At 61.7% G+C, this 16,045-nt stretch carries 12 protein-coding genes; 5 read left to right on the top strand and 7 right to left on the bottom strand.

Annotated elements, in window-relative coordinates; all coding sequences use genetic code 11:
• Positions 1-66: 66 nt before the first annotated feature.
• On the top strand, positions 67-1,095 hold the full coding sequence (locus tag QD172_RS07630; RefSeq protein ID WP_065392466.1) for a porin: 1,029 nt from the start codon (positions 67-69) through the stop codon (positions 1,093-1,095).
• Between the two features lie 354 nt (positions 1,096-1,449).
• On the opposite strand, the gene QD172_RS07625 is transcribed toward QD172_RS07630, so the two are convergent.
• The 5 genes from QD172_RS07625 to edd form a co-directional block, all read right to left on the bottom strand.
• Positions 1,450-2,433: a carbohydrate kinase gene (locus tag QD172_RS07625; protein ID WP_141392203.1), complete on the bottom strand. Its 984-nt coding sequence runs from the start codon at positions 2,431-2,433 to the stop codon at positions 1,450-1,452.
• A complete protein-coding gene (gene pgi / locus QD172_RS07620; RefSeq protein ID WP_279855378.1) occupies positions 2,433-4,115 on the bottom strand; it encodes a glucose-6-phosphate isomerase in 1,683 nt (560 codons plus the stop codon). The genes QD172_RS07625 and pgi overlap by 1 nt, the downstream gene beginning before the upstream one ends.
• Before the next feature lie 214 nt (positions 4,116-4,329).
• Entirely contained in the window at positions 4,330-5,199 is an 870-nt protein-coding gene (locus tag QD172_RS07615) for a D-hexose-6-phosphate mutarotase (protein ID WP_279855377.1), read from the bottom strand.
• A gap of 45 nt (positions 5,200-5,244) precedes the next feature.
• Positions 5,245-6,261 (bottom strand): glucokinase, encoded by a 1,017-nt coding sequence (glk, locus tag QD172_RS07610; RefSeq protein WP_279855376.1) that lies wholly within the window; start codon positions 6,259-6,261, stop codon positions 5,245-5,247.
• A 33-nt stretch (positions 6,262-6,294) separates the two neighbouring features.
• Complete coding sequence (edd, locus tag QD172_RS07605) at positions 6,295-8,151, bottom strand: phosphogluconate dehydratase (RefSeq protein WP_279855375.1); 1,857 nt, start codon at positions 8,149-8,151, stop codon at positions 6,295-6,297.
• Positions 8,152-8,527: 376 nt separating this feature from the next.
• Here edd and gap point away from each other — a divergent pair, with 376 nt between their 5' ends.
• The 4 genes from gap to QD172_RS07585 all read left to right on the top strand — a co-directional run bounded on the left by gap (position 8,528) and on the right by QD172_RS07585 (position 14,193).
• The gene (gene gap / locus QD172_RS07600) at positions 8,528-9,532 is read left to right on the top strand and encodes a type I glyceraldehyde-3-phosphate dehydrogenase (RefSeq protein WP_077375144.1); all 1,005 of its coding nucleotides are present in this window, start codon (positions 8,528-8,530) and stop codon (positions 9,530-9,532) included.
• Between the two features lie 696 nt (positions 9,533-10,228).
• On the top strand, positions 10,229-10,627 hold the full coding sequence (locus tag QD172_RS07595; RefSeq protein ID WP_191237555.1) for a hypothetical protein: 399 nt from the start codon (positions 10,229-10,231) through the stop codon (positions 10,625-10,627).
• 213 nt (positions 10,628-10,840) lie between these two features.
• Complete coding sequence (locus tag QD172_RS07590; RefSeq protein WP_279855374.1) at positions 10,841-13,261, top strand: diguanylate cyclase; 2,421 nt, start codon at positions 10,841-10,843, stop codon at positions 13,259-13,261.
• A 65-nt stretch (positions 13,262-13,326) separates the two neighbouring features.
• Positions 13,327-14,193, top strand: a complete 867-nt coding sequence (locus QD172_RS07585) for a dienelactone hydrolase family protein (RefSeq protein ID WP_136938791.1) — start codon at positions 13,327-13,329, stop codon at positions 14,191-14,193.
• Positions 14,194-14,300: 107 nt separating this feature from the next.
• Here QD172_RS07585 and pncB read toward each other — a convergent pair whose 3' ends face one another.
• Together pncB and QD172_RS07575 are read right to left on the bottom strand one after the other, a co-directional pair.
• The gene (gene pncB / locus QD172_RS07580; RefSeq protein WP_084208033.1) at positions 14,301-15,485 is read right to left on the bottom strand and encodes a nicotinate phosphoribosyltransferase; all 1,185 of its coding nucleotides are present in this window, start codon (positions 15,483-15,485) and stop codon (positions 14,301-14,303) included.
• Between the two features lie 132 nt (positions 15,486-15,617).
• Entirely contained in the window at positions 15,618-15,974 is a 357-nt protein-coding gene (locus QD172_RS07575) for a DUF4190 domain-containing protein (RefSeq protein ID WP_279855373.1), read from the bottom strand.
• Between the last annotated feature and the right edge of the window lie 71 nt (positions 15,975-16,045).

Raw genomic sequence — 16,045 nt, 5'->3', positions numbered from 1 at the left:
GGAACCTCGGCCACTGCCACCGGCAGACACGATCGAACAGTTAACGCTAGTTAAGGAACTATCGCGATGAAAAAGACACTTCTGGCTACTGCCATCGCCGGCGCTGCTGCCCTGGCTGCTACCTCCGCTTCCGCTGCAACCGTCTACAATCAAGACGGCACCAAGCTGGACATCTACGGCAACGTTCAGCTGGCATACTCCTATGTCGACCAGCTCGGCGGTGACCCGGAAAGTGAACTGGGCGACAACGGTTCTACCTTCGGTGCCAAGGGTGAGCACAAGATCAACGACGACATCGTCGGTTACTTCAAGGCCGAGTGGGAATACGACGCTGATGAATCCAAGGGCGGCGGCAACGGCCTGAACGATGGCGACCAGTCCTACGTCGGTGCCAAGGGTTCCTTCGGTGACGCGCGTATCGGTTCCTGGGATCAGCTGATGGACGACTGGATCCAGGATCCGATCTCCAACAACGAATACTTCGATCTGACTGATTCCAGCACCCAGATCGACGGTGACAGCCAGACTCGTGAAGGCAACAAGCTGCAGTACATGTCTCCGGTCATGGGCGGCCTGCAGTTCGCTGTCGGTTCCAACTTCGAAGGCGACGGTGAAGACGAGAACGTCACTGATTCCAATCAGGCGTCCTTCTTCGCAGGTGCCAAGTACACCGTCGGCGGTTTCTCCATCGCTGGTGTGTATGACAACCTCGACCAGTTCGAAGCCACCAACGGCAGTGACATCGGCGACCAGTACGGTATCACCGGTCAGTACACCGTTGACGCCCTGCGCATCGCCGTCAAGGCTGAGCGCTTCGCGGGTGAAGAAGATGACACCGACGTTGATTACTACGGTATCGGCGCACGTTACGGCTACGGCATGGGCGACGTCTACGGCGGCTACCAGTACGTCGACGCTGAAGATGCTTCCACCGTGGCTTCCGAAAATGGCGGCGACGACAGCTTCAACGAATTCAACCTGGGTGTGACTTACAACATTTCTTCCGCGATGTACACCTACATTGAATACGCCCAGTACGATCGCTCTGGCGACGCTGGTGACGGCGCTGCAGTCGGCATCTACTACGGCTTCTAAGACGCTCTCAAACGTCTAGCAAGCTAACGAAAGCCGGTCCCTCGGGGCCGGCTTTTTTACGTCTGATAGGTGCCGACTTGAGACGGAGATTACGTGGCTTTCTGCTGCGCTTCGCAGGCATATTTGTTGTTGGTTGGTCTTGGCCAAAAGACGCAGGGCTGTCATGACATCTGGCATGTGTACGTAGAACATGTACTCAAGACATGTACTCAAGACATGTACTCAGAATATGAACCAGGAACTTGAACTCAGAAAACCAAAAGCCCCGCTGATCATCAGATCAGCGGGGCTTTTACGTGCGCATCTCAAGATTGTCGCTGGCTCTGGGGTGGCCAGTGACGTCACTCGGTCCGCTCACTGCATGGCAGTGAGGTCTTCTCGAGTCGGTAGCGCGGCATAGGCACCAGGGCGAGTCACGGCAAAGGCGCCGCAGGCTGCTGCACGCTCAAGCGCAGCCTGAAGATGGCTCTCCTCCTCGCACCAGTCATGCAGCAGGGCTGCATCCACGCCGGCTTCGCTGAGCGCCGAGAGGAAGCCGCCGATGAAGGCATCACCGCCGGCCGTGGTGTCGATGGCCTTGACCACCGGCGGCGTGATGCTGACGGTCCTGGTCTCGCCGCTCTGCTTGCGCACCAGTGCGCGGATGGTGCCCGGGCCGTCGGTCAGCACGATCAGGCGGACGCCGGCCTGCAGGCGTGCCTGCAGCCAATCGGACTCTTGCTGGCCGTCAGTGAGTGCCTCGACCTCTTCCTGGGAAAGCTTGAGGATATCGGCGTTGTCCAGCAGGCGAGTGACCAGTGACACGTCGACCTGCTGATTCGGCCACAGGTTGTGACGCAGATTGGCATCCACGCTGACCAGGGAGCCAGCAGCACGTGCGCGAGACGCCAGCACGAAGCTGGTGTCCGCGATACCGGCGTCGGTCAGGCTGTTGCTGCACAGATGGAAGATGGCGGGTTGAGCGAACAGTTCCGGGCCTGCATGTTCCGGACGAAACAGCAGGTCAGCTGCCGGCGGACGATAGAAGTCGAAGCGACGCTCGCCATCCTCGTCGCGCGAGACGAAGGCCAGCGCGGTGCGTGCCTCGCTGGTGCGCTTGACGTGATCCAGGCGTACGCCATGGGTGGCCAGTTCGTCGTGCAGGAAGTCACCGAAGCTGTCCTGGCCCAGCATGCCCACGAAGTGGCTGGGCAGCCCGAGACGTGCGCAGGCCACGGCGACATTGGCGGGCGCACCACCAGCGTAGGGCGTGAAGGTTTCCTGCTCGACGGCCTGGCCGCCGAGCTTGTTGGACAGCATGTCGACGAGCGCTTCGCCGAATGCGATTACCGGAGTCATCAGGAGGTTGCTCCCTTGGTGGTGGCCGTCGGGGCCTTCTTGCTTGATTTGGTGCTGGTCACGCCTGTCTCTGGCTGCATGCTGTCTCCTGCGGCCGGGAAGTGCTTGCGTACCAGTGCCAGCAGGCCCTGGGTGGAGGGATCGAAGGCCTGGACGTCAGTATCGATGCGTGCGCTGATCTCGCCTGCGATGCGCTTGCCGAGCTGCACGCCCCACTGGTCGAAGGAGTTGATGTTCCAGATCACGCCCTGCACGAAGACCTTGTGCTCATAGAGAGCGATCAGCGCCCCCAGGTTGCGCGGTGTCAGCTCATCAAGCAGCAGCGTGCTCGAGGGACGGTTGCCCGGGCAATTGTAATGCGGGTCGAGGTTGCTGCCATCCTGGCTGCCTTCCATGAAGGCATTGGCCTGGGCCAGCATGTTGGTGATCAGTGCGAAGTGGTGCTCTTCGGTACCCGGCTCCGGCTTCAGGGAAGCGATGAAGTCGATGGGAACGTAGCGAGTTCCCTGGTGCAGCAGCTGGAAGAAGGCATGCTGACCGTTGGAACCGGTCTCGCCCCACACGATCGGGCCGGTCTTGTAGTCGACAGGACGCCCGAAGATGTCCACCGACTTGCCATTCGATTCCATGTCGAGCTGCTGCAGGAAGGCGGGCAGCTGATGCAAGGCTTGATCGTAGGGCACGATGGCCTGGGTCTCGGCACCCATGAAGTTGATGTACCAGATACCGATGAGGGCCATCAGGACCGGCATGTTCTCGCCCAGCGGCGCTTCGATGAAGTGCTGGTCCATCTCATAGGCGCCTTCCAGCAGTTCCATGAAGCCGTCATAGCCGATGGAGAGGGCGATCGGCAGACCGATGGATGACCACATGGAATAGCGGCCCCCGACCCAGGCCCAGAATTCGAAGACGTTCTCTTCGCGGATGCCGAATTCCTTGGCCGCCTTGCGGTTGGTGGAGGCCGCGACGAAGTGGGCGCCGACGTCGGCATCCTGACCTGCCTGCTCCAGGAACCAGCGACGTGCTGACTTCGCATTGAGCAGGGTTTCCTGCGTGGAGAAGGTCTTGGTGGAGACGATGAACAGGGTCGTGGCCGGATCGAGGCGCTTGAGCACCTTCTGGATGTGGTTGCCATCCACGTTGGAGACGAAGTGGAAGTTCAGCTCCGGATGACGATGCTTGAGCAGGGCGCGGCAGGCCATGTTGGGGCCGAGGTCGGAGCCTCCGATGCCGATGTTGACGACATCGCGGATGCGTTGTCCGTCATAGCCTTTCCATTCGCCACTGCGCACGCTTTCGCAGAAGGCGCGGATCTGCTCGCGAGTGCTGTGGATCTCCGGCATCACGTCCTTGCCGTCAACGATGACCGGCGTATTGGACTGGCTGCGCAGGGCCGTGTGAAGGACGGGGCGATTCTCGGTCACGTTGATGATGTCACCCGAGAACATCTGGGAGCGACGCTGAACGAGGGCGGAGTGGTCTGCCAGCTCGATCAGTGCCTTCATCACCTCGTCGGAAATGTGGTGCTTGGAATAGTCGAGGAACAGGCCGCCGACCCGGAGACTCATCTTCTCGAAGCGCTTGGGGTCCGCGGCAAAGTAGTCGCGAATACGGTCGTTGCGGGTTACCTCGCCTAGCCGGGTCAGCGCCTGCCAGGAAACACTACGGGTCAATTGCAGCATGGAAGTGTCCATCGTATGGGTTGTGGATAGCTTGTGTCGCCAGTCTGCAGTCCGTCGCTGACCAGCGCGCCTTGAGCTGACGAATGACGCTGGCAGGCGTGGCATGACACGATTCAGTGCCATGGAAAGGCGCCTGCCGATGATTGCCTGCTGATCGCCGCTCGGTAGCCACCTGTCAGTGGGAAGCTGACAGGTGGTGTATGGATCGTGAGTGTCACCCTTCCTGTTTGAGAGGGGAGATGTGCTGTACCAGCAGATGTTGCGCGCCCGGCGGCAGCCAGACGGGGTCAAGGCGGGTACAGGCAGTCTCGACACACAGGAAGCCACGGGCGTTCTCGACGCTGGTATCGGCCGGTGGTGCATCGCCCGGGTGCCAGACGACCGTGGAGTCGGAGCCCTGCTTTGCAATGCGCAGTCTGCGCTGGCCATCCTCGAGCACCTGGACCTGGCTTGACTGGTAGATGCGATCCAGCGGGCCGCGAATGCCCAGCTCGCCTTGCTGATCAAGGCGCGAGAAGTCCTGACGCTTGTCCAGATAGCTGGCGCCGGCGAGGCCGGTGACGCGGCACTGGAAGGCATCTTCCACGGCAAAGTAGGTATGCAGGGCGCCGGTCATCTTGACCGGGTCCTCGCCGCGATTTTCCGTGATCAGCTCCACCTTCAGGAAGTGGCGACCCGCGAAGATGACGACGCGAGGCGAGAGTGCCGCGTGCAGGGAAGATTGCGGAGAGGCGTGGATCTCGACGCCTTCCTCCTCGTCTTCCTCTACCGCGTCGATGCGCCACTCGGCCTTGCGCGCCGGGCCATGCAGCTCTGTCTCGCCCTCAGGATACTCGTCAGCGAACCAGGGCCAGCACAGCGGAATGCCACCACGAATGCTGCCCGGAGGCGCCGCCGGTGTCTCGGTGACCCACAGCCAGGGGCGCTGGGAGGCTGGCTGGTAATGCAGCACCTGGGCGCCCTGGTGGCAGACGACCAGCTCGCCCCAGGCGCGGTTGAGGATCAGGAGCATGCGGCCTTGCCATTCGCAGGTACGTTGGCCGCTCGTGGCATCCACCAGTGCGCGCAGACTTTCAGGAATCATCTCGAGCTTCCTCGACGGTTCAGGAGCGTGGCCGACGGCATCGCGTCAGGCCACCTCTTCATTGTGCAGTGCCTCGGCGGCCCCCAGCAGACCGGTCCACGGCGCGGTCACCACCCAGGTAGGGATCGCGGCATTGTAACGGCTCATGCGGTTCTTGTCGGCGAAGGCGCGGCGAAAATCGCTTTGCCTGAGCAGGTCAAGGTTGCGCGGCAGGACGCCGCCGCAGAGATACACGCCGCCACGTGCGCCGAGTGCCAGGGCAAGATCCCCGGCCACGTCTCCCAGAATCTTCATGAAGCGCAGCACGGCATCGCAAGCCAGGCTGTCCTTGGGTTGCCCGAGCGCATCGCGGGCATGGGCGGCCTGGCTGACGTCCGCAGCGCTTTCGAGCGGAGTCGGCAGGCCGCGCAGTTCGCCCAGCGCCCGGTAGATCTCGAGCATTCCCTGGCCACAGAGCAGGCGTTCCACCGAGACTCTGCCGTGCCAGCGCCGGAAGATCTTCAGCAGCGCATCCTCGAGTGCATCGGTGGGGGCAAAGCTGACATGCCCACCTTCGGTAGCCAGCGGAATCCAGTTGTGGGTGCCATGTACCAGACCCGCGACACCCAGCCCTGTTCCCGGGCCCATGATCAGACGGGGGGCGGCATCATTGCCCGCTCCTTCCGTGAGTTCCTCACCGATGGGCAGTCGCTCATCGGGCTCGATGTGCGGCACGCCCAGTGCCATGGCGGTGAAGTCATTGAGGCACTTGAAGCGTGTCAGGCCCAAGGATTCGCGCACGTCGCTCTTGGCGAATGACCAATGGTTGTTGGTCATGCTGACCTGCTCCTCATGGACCGGGCAGGCAAAGGCGAGGCAGGCCTCCTTGGGTTGTTCGTCAGGGGCAAGCCCCAGTCTCTGGTAGTAGGCCTGGACGGCCTCCACGAGTCCGGAATGCTCGGCGCAGGCCAGCGTGTGGATGTCATGGAGGGTGTGGCTGCCCGGCTGGACAAGCGCCAGCCGGGCATTGGTGCCACCAATGTCGCCTACCAAGGCAAAGCGGCTCGGTGTCTCACGAGTCATCGTGTGGCGTCCTCAGTCGACTTGCGTGGCTGCTCAGTGGGTATTGCGGTCGTGGCCGCTGCCGGGCTGGTCGCCGTAGCCTGCGAAGCTGGAGGCACCTTCTTCGGCGCCACCGACCAGGGAGCGCATCCCGGAGAACAGCTCACGGCCCAGGCCATGGTGGTAGCTGTCACGGGAGATGCCTTCGGCCTCACGAGCCTGCCATTCGCCTTCCTCGACCAGGGCTTCCAGTGTGCCGGCGTTGGCATCCAGACGAACGACATCGCCTTCGCGCAGTCGTGCCAGCGGGCCACCGTCCAGCGCTTCCGGGGTCATGTGGATGGCGGCCGGCACCTTGCCGGAGGCACCGGACATGCGGCCATCCGTCACCAGCGCGACCTTGAAGCCGCGGTCCTGCAGGATACCGAGATAGGGCGTCAGCTTGTGCAGTTCCGGCATGCCGTTGGCGCGCGGACCCTGATAGCGGACCACGGCGACCATGTCCTGTTCCAGCTCGCCGGCCTCGAAGGCGGCCTTGAGCTCGTCCTGATCGCTGAACAGCTTCACGGGGGCTTCGACGAGGCGGTGCTCTTCCTTGACGGCGGAGACCTTGATCACGCCACGCCCCAGATTGCCTTCGAGCACGGTCAGGCCGCCTGTCGGCGCGAACGGATTGGCGACCGGACGCAGCACGTCCTCGTCGAGGCTGTCGGTGGGGCCATCCTTCCAGACCAGCTTGCCGTTCTCGAGGAAGGGCTCACGCACGTAGCCGGCCAGGGTGCCACCGTCCTGGGTGGTGATGTCGTGCAGCAGTCCCGCCTTGAGCAGCTCGCGAATCAGGAAGCTCATGCCACCGGCTGCCTGGAAGTGGTTGATGTCAGCCTGACCGTTGGGATAGATGCGCGTCAGGCTGGGGACCACGGCGGAAAGCTCGGTGAAGTCATCCCAGGTGATGGTCACGCCTGCCGCACCCGCCATCGCGACCAGATGCAGGGTGTGGTTGGTGGAGCCGCCGGAGGCCAGCAGGCCGACCATGGCGTTGACGATGGCGCGAGCGTCGATCTGGCGATAGAAGGGACGATAGTCCCCGCCGACTTCGCTGTTGCGGATGGTCTGCTCGGCAGCGTGACGGGTCAGGGCGTCGCGCAGCGGGGTGCCCGGATTGACGAAGGAGGCGCCCGGCAGGTGCAGGCCCATCATTTCGATCATCAGCTGGTTGGAGTTGGCGGTGCCATAGAAGGTGCAGGTGCCCGGGCTGTGGTAGGAGGCGGACTCGGCTTCCAGCAGCGCGTCGCGGCCTACCTTGCCTTCGGCGAACAGCTGACGTACCCGCGCCTTCTCGTTGTTGGGCAGGCCGGAGGGCATCGGGCCCGCGGGCACGAACAGGCTCGGCAGGTGACCGAAGCGCGCCGCGGCGATGAACAGGCCCGGCACGATCTTGTCGCAGACACCCAGGAACAGGGCGCCGTCGAACATGTTGTGTGACAGGCCGATGGCGGCGGCCATGGCGATCAGGTCGCGGGAGAACAATGACAGTTCCATGCCCGGCTGCCCCTGGGTCACGCCATCACACATCGCGGGTACGCCGCCGGCGAACTGGGCCGTGGACCCCATCGCCTGCACCGCTTCCTTGATGATGCGCGGGTAATCCTCGAATGGCTGGTGCGCGGACAACATGTCGTTATATGACGAAATAATGCCGAGGTTGGCCGAGTTCATCAGCTTGAGGCGATTCTTGTCGGTCTCACCGCAGGCAGCGAAGCCGTGCGCCAGGTTGCCGCAGGAGAGTTCGGAACGATGGACGCCACGGCGTTGCTGGCTTTCCATCAGTTGCTCATAGGCAGCACGACGTTCGCTGGAGCGATCAATGATGCGCTGAGTCACGCGCTCGACGGTCGGATTGACGGACATGCTCTTACCTCATGGGTCAGGCGGCGCAGGGCGCCGAGGCTGGCGAAGAAATGGGGGCTTCCCGTGCATCGGGCGTGCCTGTCTAGGGCGACGCTAGCCAGTGACGGCGGCACTGTAAAGTCTGGAGTCTCGGCCATCCTGCCGAGAGCAGGCTACAGTAGCGCGTCACGTTGCTCAGGAAACGCATTTGTTCGAAATATTCGGTAAACTTAACAAAAAAACTGCTTGAAGACTGGACGACTTTCGGCCAAATTAACGTAAAAGCGTGTAGGATACTTTCATGAGCCACGTTGGTCTGCCCGGGATGCGCCAAGTCTTCCCGAGCAGTGAAGCCATGTGCCAACCTGCACCTGCCATACGCCACAGGAGTTGAGTCATGACATTACGCGTCGCCATCAACGGTTTTGGTCGCATCGGTCGCAACGTGCTGCGTGCGCTGTATGAAGGCCAATACAATGATCGCATTCAGGTCGTTGCCATCAACGATCTGGGAGATCCGAAGCTCAACGCTCATCTGTTGAGCCGCGACACCGTGCATGGTCGTTTCGCCGAGACGGTCTCTCATGACGAAGAGAACCTGTTCGTCGGTGAAGACAAGATTCGTATCCTGGCGGAACGCGATCCGGCCAAACTGCCGTGGTCCAGCCTGAATGTTGACCTGGTGATGGAATGCACGGGTCTGTTCACCAAGCGTGCCGCTGCCGCCAAGCATATCGAAGCCGGCGCCAAGCGTGTGCTGATCTCCGCGCCGAGCGGTGATGCCGATGCCACCATCGTGTTCGGTGTCAACGAAGACACGCTGAAGGCGGAGCATCAGGTCGTGTCCAACGCGTCCTGCACCACCAACTGCCTGGCACCGGTCGCCAAGGCGCTGAACGACGAAGTCGGCATCGAGAACGGTCTGATGACCACCATCCATGCCTACACCAACGATCAGAACCTGTCGGATGTCTACCACTCCGACCCGTACCGTGCCCGCAGTGCCACGCACTCCATGATTCCGACCAAGACCGGTGCCGCGGCAGCCGTGGGCCTGGTGCTGCCGGAACTCAATGGCAAGCTGGACGGTCTGGCGATTCGCGTGCCGGTGATCAATGTCTCGCTGGTCGATCTGACCTTCACGGCCTCTCGCGATACCTCCATCGAAGAGATCAATGCCATCGTGACCAAGGCTGCCGAAGGCTCCAGCGTGCTGGCCGTCAACGAGCTGCCGCTGGTGTCCATCGACTTCAACCACGATGCGCATTCCTCCACCTTCGACAGCAACCACACTCGCGTCAGCGAAGGGCGTCTGGTCAAGGTCATGGCGTGGTACGACAACGAATGGGGCTTCTCCAATCGCATGCTCGACACCGCACTGGCCATGCAGGCCGCCAAGTAAGATGACTCAAGGCCTCGCCTGAGGTTCCCTGAAGAGGCCATCTCTTCAGGCTGGCACAGGTGAGGTCTCAGAATTCGGAGCCCTGTCAGTAACTCGACAGGCTCCCCCCAGGTGAGGACGAGTGGCCCGAGGATTCTCGCGTCGCGCTCAGGCTCCACGGACAAGGCAATGTCACTCGTCCCCTCTCAATCGTGTGTCGGTCAGGGTTGGCGCCAAGACCGGCTTCGATGCTGCTCGGAATGACATCGCGTCATCCACTCTTTGAACCTCCCAGTCATGGGAGGTTTTTTTTCGCCTGAATCTCGAGATGAGGGCTTGCCTCGCGATGCTCGTCCTCCAGGCATTCGTGTCTTCGTTTGGCATCATTCGCGTGGGGCATGAGAGACAGAGATTACAAAGATGGCGACACTCTCTGAAGTTGGTCGGCATAACGTGCGGTGAAAAGTGCCGAATGGCAGGCAATGTGCCGCTTTCTTGTGGGTGGTGTCGGTGTGATTAGCGAAACTACGAACATGTGTTACACTTTGCTCTTGACATGCGCCGTGTACGTCGCTCGTGAGCGCGGGTGGCATGTCAGATCATGCAGGCACGCTTTCGTCCTGCGAATGTTCATGTACTGGGGCAATGCAGGGAAGGTATTGCCACACTGCCGCTGTTCTCGGCAGATCTCTTGACTTCCAAAGCAGGCTGTCTCAGATGCACGATGCCATTCGCGAAGCCCACGAACTGATCGGTGCGACGCTGCGCGATCCCGGGACACAACGTCAGGGACGCGTGGTCGGCATGGATCTCGGGCGTGAGCAGCCGGCCATCTATGTTCTCTGGCAGGAGAGTGCCGCCGCAGAGCGCATTGACATGACGCCGGATGACTTTCGTTCATTGCTGGAACACTCCCGCGCCCGTGGTGGTGAGCGGCAGGAAACTGCCACGCGACGTCACGCTACCGGGGCGGCGCAGAGGCGAGCCAAGGCGCCCTCTGCGGCGAGCCGAGTGCGCAAGGATGTCGCCCGCGACGGCGCCCCGCATGACACGGTCAGCGAGCCGGATACCCTGCAGGCTGATGCCATGGTCGGTGCACGTACCGCACAAGGCTAGCACCTTCCGCTCTGACCCCTTCACGCCCGACCCGGACTCTGTTCCGGGTCGGGCGTTTTCGTGCTGCCCATCGAGATTGTCAGTCCGGAGGCGGCATGGGCCTGCCTGCCCTTGACGGTGACGTGCCCTCCAGCGTTGGCGTGACGCGCTGGTCTTGCGCGGGGTGATGACGCACTCTGAGGGGCGACGTCTGACCCAAAGGGGAGTCTCACATTGCTGGAATCGTTCTCAGATGCCCGCCTGCTGCACCATTACCATGCCGTCGCAGGGGATGTCCTGTTCATGTTGAGCGCGGACGGCCAGCGCTTCCTTACCCTGAATCCTGCAGTGGAGCGTCTGCTCGGGTATGGCGAGCGCGACTTCCTCAAGCATCCCGAACTGTGGTTCTCCCTGATCGTGGCGGCAGATCGTCAGCGAGTCAGAGACTTCCGGGCCTCCGGTGCTCCTGCCGGGTCGATGACCTATCGCATCAGGGATCGCAGTGGACACGGCGTGCTGGTGGAGGAAACACTCTGGCGCTCCGGCGCGAATCACCCGGTCTGCGGTCGAGTCGTCGATATCTCCCTACGAGAACAGGCACTTGCCCACGAGCGGCAGCAGCTTCAGGCTTATCGCATGATGCTGATGCGCAGCAGAGACCCCATGGCCATGCTGGAGGTGAGAGGGTCCTCCCTGTACCTGCATGAGGCGAATCCGGCATGGCACCTCTACCATGACGCCGCCATGGCACATGCGGGACAGACCCTGGAGCGGGTGTATCACTCCCACGTCATGCATTGTCTGGAAGGAGCCGGGACCTTGCAGTGTGACGTCAGCCTGAGCTTGCCACGTGGCGATTGCCGTCTTTCCGTCCAGCTGGTGAATCTGGGTCGGACGCAGCAAGGAGACTCGCCTCGAGTCGCCGTGATGGTGCGTGACATCAGCGCGACTCACCACCGGTTGGAGCAGGCGGTCAATCAACGTCAGCGGTTGATGACTCAGCTCAATGACACCCCGGGGGTGCGCTATTGTGCGCGAGGCCCCTGGCCACTGGAGGAGCTGCAATCCATCTCCTCCGGCGTCGAGATGCTGGCGGGCCTGTCGCGGGACCTGCTGCTGGCCAGCCCGCGAATCTGGCAGTCACGCATCTGCGAGGATGACCTGGCGGAATGTCAGGCACGCTTTCAGGAGGCCGTCGACTCGCGCAGTGCCAGCGTCAGCCTGCGTTACTCCTTCCGCCATGTGGATGGCCGCCAATGCTATCTGCAGGATGACATGCACCTCTACTATGCGGCCGGAGGCGCCGTCAGAGAGGTGTTGGGGCAACTGAGTGACATCAGTGAAAGCGAGGCTCACCGACGCCAGCTGGAGTATCTGATACAGCAGATGCCGGGCATGGTGTTTCAATGCCGGCTCAGCCGGGAGGATGAGTTCACCTATACCTATCTATCGCCGGTCGCCCATCAACTGCTGGGAGAGGAAGTTGACGCGACACTTGAGGATGCCTCGCGCTTCCTGTCGCATCTCAATGATCAGGAGCGGCAAAGACTGCTTGAATCGGCACGCGCCAGTGCCGAAACCCAGTCGCCCTGGGAGCCGGATATCTACTATGAGCATCCAGATGGGGAAACCCGGCGGCTGGCCTGCGTGGCCTTGCCCCAACCGATGGACCCCATCGATGGCAGCGTGACATGGAATGGTTACTGTGACGACATCACGGCGCGCCATCACATCGAGCGGGCGCTGCGTCAGAGCGAGGAGCGCTATCGATTCATTCTCGATTCCGTCAGCGACATGGTCAGCATTGAAGGCAGTGACGGGATCTGTCAGTACATCAGTCCATCCGTCGAGAGGCTTTGCGGGTTTGGCGTGAATGACATCGAGGGCAGCGAGATCAAGCTGCTGATTCATCCGGATGACAGAGATCGCGTCGCCAGGAAGGTCCATCGTTCCGCCTGTCTTGGAGAGGTCTTTCGTGTCGACTTCCGAATTCTCCACAAGCAGGGCCATACGCTGTGGTTCGAATCCATCTCCACGCCCTCGATGGACCCCAAGACCGGCCGCTATCTTCGGATTCTGTCGGTCTCGCGCAATATCAATGAACGCAAGCTGATCGAACAGCGGCGCGAGCATGAAGCCATGACGGACGCGATGACCGGTGCCATGACCCGCAGCTGCTTCCTCTCCATGCTGGATACGTTGCTGGTATCCGCCTCGCGGGACCAGATTGCCCTGGTCCTGTTCGATGTGGATCACTTCAAGCGGGTCAATGACAGCTTCGGTCATGCCGCCGGGGACCAGTTGTTGAGTGGGTTGGGCGGCATCTGTCAGCAGCAATTGCGGCGCAATGACTATTTCGGGCGATTGGGGGGCGAGGAATTCGGCATCTTGCTGGCTGATGCCGGGGTCGCCACCGCTGTTGGCATGGCAGAGCGTCTGCGTCAGAAGATTGCCGGCATGACCTTCGCGTTCATGCAGCAGGAGCTGTTGTGTACCGTGAGTCTCGGCGTCGCCACGCCGCTGCCCGGGGAGAGCCGTGACGACTTCCTGCATCGTGCTGACATGGCGCTTTACAGTGCCAAGCGGAGTGGTCGTAACCGGGTGGTAGTGGCATCAAGCTCGGTGAGCGAGGACAATCGGGAGGAAGGGATGTGACCGCGACACGACAGTGGGCACGTTCCATCATTCTGTACTCTGTCAATCTGCACAAGGAGTGGGCGATGCGTATGTTACGTGGCTGGTGCGCCGGAAGTCTGTTGTTTGCACAATCGGTGCTGTCCGCGGGGCAGGCATTGGCGGCCGATGATGGCACCCTCGTCGACCGCCTCGAAGGGCCGCAGGTCGTCACCGAGGTCGTGACCTATCGTGCCAATGGTGAGGAGCATGTCGGGCTGATCGCGCGTGATGCCAAGGCCAAGGGGCGTCGTCCCGGCATACTGCTGGTCCATGAGTGGTGGGGGCTCAACAGTTATGCTCGCAAGCGCGCGGAGCAGCTGGCGGGGCTCGGCTATGTCGTGATGGCGGTAGACATGTACGGTGAAGGCCGCACGGCGGAGCATCCCGAGGATGCCAAGGCCTTCTCGTCGGCGGTGATGAGTGACTGGCCGAAGGCCGAATCCAGCTTCAATTCGGCGCTGGCGGTGCTGCGTTCTCGCCCCGAGGTGGATGGTGACCGCCTTGCGGCCATCGGCTATTGCTTCGGGGGAGGTGTCGTGTTGAACATGGCGCTTTCCGGCGCTCCGCTCAAGGCTGTCGTCAGCTTCCACGGCAGCCCTGGAATCGCCGTCGAGAATCCCGAGCCCTTCGCCGGACGCGTCGTGATCCAGAATGGCGAGGCGGATTCTCTGGTATCGCAGCAAGGATTGGACACGCTGCTGTCTACCTTTGAATCCCTCGGTACGCGGACGACCCTGATCCAGTATCCGGGGGCGAAGCATGCGTTCACTAATCCGGAGTCGGATGCCAAGGCCGCCAGGTACGACCTCCCGCTCGGCTATGATGCGTCGGCGGATGCTGCCTCCTGGCAGGTCATGCTCAATCTGTTCAATGGCGTGTTCAAGTCACCGAAGACCCAGCCGCAGACGTGAGCAGGTTGTCGTGACGCCGAATGCGTGACCTACATGAAGAAGCCCGTTCAGGCATCATCCTGAACGGGCTTCTTCATTGCTGGGTGACGGTGTCAGGGGCGAACGCGTCAGTCTGCCGTCTGATCCAGCTCCTTGAGCGAGAGCACCTGATGCGCGAGACGGATCATGTCCGGATCACCCGTATGCTTGCTGGACACATCCGACAGCTTGATCACCGGCACCCAATCCTGACCCTCGGGCCGGGCTTCCGTCATCTTGATGACCATGTTCATCGGCTGGGGGCCGACGTCATTGGTGAAATTGGTGCCGATCCCGAACGACATGCCGATACGACCGGCACAATAGCGCACGATACGGTCAACCTTGTCGGTATCCAGACCATCCGAGAAGATGATCGTCTTGGTCTTGGGGTCAATGCCCAGCGACTCATAGTGGCGAATGGTCGCTTCGGCAAACTCGATGGGATCACCGCTGTCGTGCCGTACCCCATCAAACAGCTTGGCGAACTTCTTGTCGAAGCTTCTGAAGAAGGCACGACTGGTAAAGGTATCCGAGAGAGCGATCCCCAGATCACCCCGGTAGACCTTCACCCAGTTTTCCAGCGCCAGGATGTTGGCCATCTTGAATCCGAAGCGCGCTGCATGAAACATGAACCACTCGTGAGCATGCGTCCCGATGGGCTTGGTGCCATGACGCTGGGCCATGTGGACATTGCTGGTGCCGATGAAGCAGCCACGGCCCTGTTCCTTGAGGGCGGCCACTACCTGATCATGGACCGCATAGGAATGGCGACGACGCGTCCCGAACTCGGCGACACGTACCCCCAGACGCTTGTAGTGCTCGATCTTGGTCAGCGTACTGTCACGCACGCTCTTGTCGCTGTCACGCTGATCGCCACCAAGGCGGTACCAGAGCTCACTGATCATCGCCATCAGCGGGACTTCCCACAGGATGGTGCGGTACCAGTAGCCCTCGATATGCACCTCAAGCTCCTCACCCGACTGGGTGATGGTGATTTCCGCGGGATCGAAGCGAAAGCCGGCAAGAAAGTCACGATAGGTGGGGTCGAGGAAGGGGCACTGTTGCTCCAGAAACTCCTTTTCCTCAGCACTCAGCGCCAGGCGTGCCATGTCATCCACGGCCGCGCGCAGTGCTTCGCCGAATCCCGGGGGGAAGGCATGCTGGCCCCGGTTGATGAAGGCGTAACGGGTGCGTGCGTAGGGAAACAGTTTCACCACCGCGTTCTGCATGGTGAACTTGTAGAAATCATTATCGAGAATCGAGTGCAGCATCGAGGCTCGCTCAGGTATGAGGCGGCTCACAGGAGCCGGAATCGCTGGCGGGAGCACACCAGGTGCTCAAGGCGGCAGGGTGTCCCGCTGGCATGAAAATCGGGGGGCAGGCTGAAGGAGGGCCGTCCTGCGTCAGCTGCTGAACGCCATGATACCGAACATGGTGAGCATCATGCCGCCGAACATCAGCAGACCCGCCAATGACAACGCGATGAGCAGGTAGCCCAGTATGAGGCCGGCCAGCGCCCAGCTATCGCCGGCATCACCGCGCCGGCGAATCTGTCGGCGGGCGAGATGACCGCAGACGATGCCACCCAATGCCGCGGGTGCCAGCAGACAGCCCAGCACGCTCAGGGCAAAGGAGGCCAGTGCCATGGCATTGGTCTCGGCGCGGGTTTCCTGCGCAGAGGGAGTGGTGGGACGCTCGGTAGCCGTCGCCGTATCGCGCGTGGGCTCAGGCTTGTCGGCGGGAGGCGATGTATCAGTCATGGCAGTCTCATTGTCTTGCATCATGGCGACACACTAGCATGTCCTGGGGCAGGCGGCATATCGGCCGGGCG

The organism is Cobetia sp. 10Alg 146, from assembly GCF_029846385.1.
In the GTDB taxonomy this organism is placed as follows: Bacteria; Pseudomonadota; Gammaproteobacteria; order Pseudomonadales; family Halomonadaceae; genus Cobetia; species Cobetia marina.
Note: the sequence above shows the minus strand (reverse complement) of the source record. Positions and strands in the feature narration are given on the sequence as shown.

Coding starts and splice junctions, on each gene's coding strand:
- QD172_RS07630 (WP_065392466.1), top strand. CDS start 67: ATGAAAAAGACACTTCTGGCTACTGCCATCGCCGGCGCTGCTGCCCTG.
- QD172_RS07625 (WP_141392203.1), bottom strand. CDS start 2,433: ATGACTCCGGTAATCGCATTCGGCGAAGCGCTCGTCGACATGCTGTCC.
- pgi (WP_279855378.1), bottom strand. CDS start 4,115: ATGCTGCAATTGACCCGTAGTGTTTCCTGGCAGGCGCTGACCCGGCTA.
- QD172_RS07615 (WP_279855377.1), bottom strand. CDS start 5,199: ATGATTCCTGAAAGTCTGCGCGCACTGGTGGATGCCACGAGCGGCCAA.
- glk (WP_279855376.1), bottom strand. CDS start 6,261: ATGACTCGTGAGACACCGAGCCGCTTTGCCTTGGTAGGCGACATTGGT.
- edd (WP_279855375.1), bottom strand. CDS start 8,151: ATGTCCGTCAATCCGACCGTCGAGCGCGTGACTCAGCGCATCATTGAT.
- gap (WP_077375144.1), top strand. CDS start 8,528: ATGACATTACGCGTCGCCATCAACGGTTTTGGTCGCATCGGTCGCAAC.
- QD172_RS07595 (WP_191237555.1), top strand. CDS start 10,229: ATGCACGATGCCATTCGCGAAGCCCACGAACTGATCGGTGCGACGCTG.
- QD172_RS07585 (WP_136938791.1), top strand. CDS start 13,327: ATGCGTATGTTACGTGGCTGGTGCGCCGGAAGTCTGTTGTTTGCACAA.
- pncB (WP_084208033.1), bottom strand. CDS start 15,485: ATGCTGCACTCGATTCTCGATAATGATTTCTACAAGTTCACCATGCAG.
- QD172_RS07575 (WP_279855373.1), bottom strand. CDS start 15,974: ATGACTGATACATCGCCTCCCGCCGACAAGCCTGAGCCCACGCGCGAT.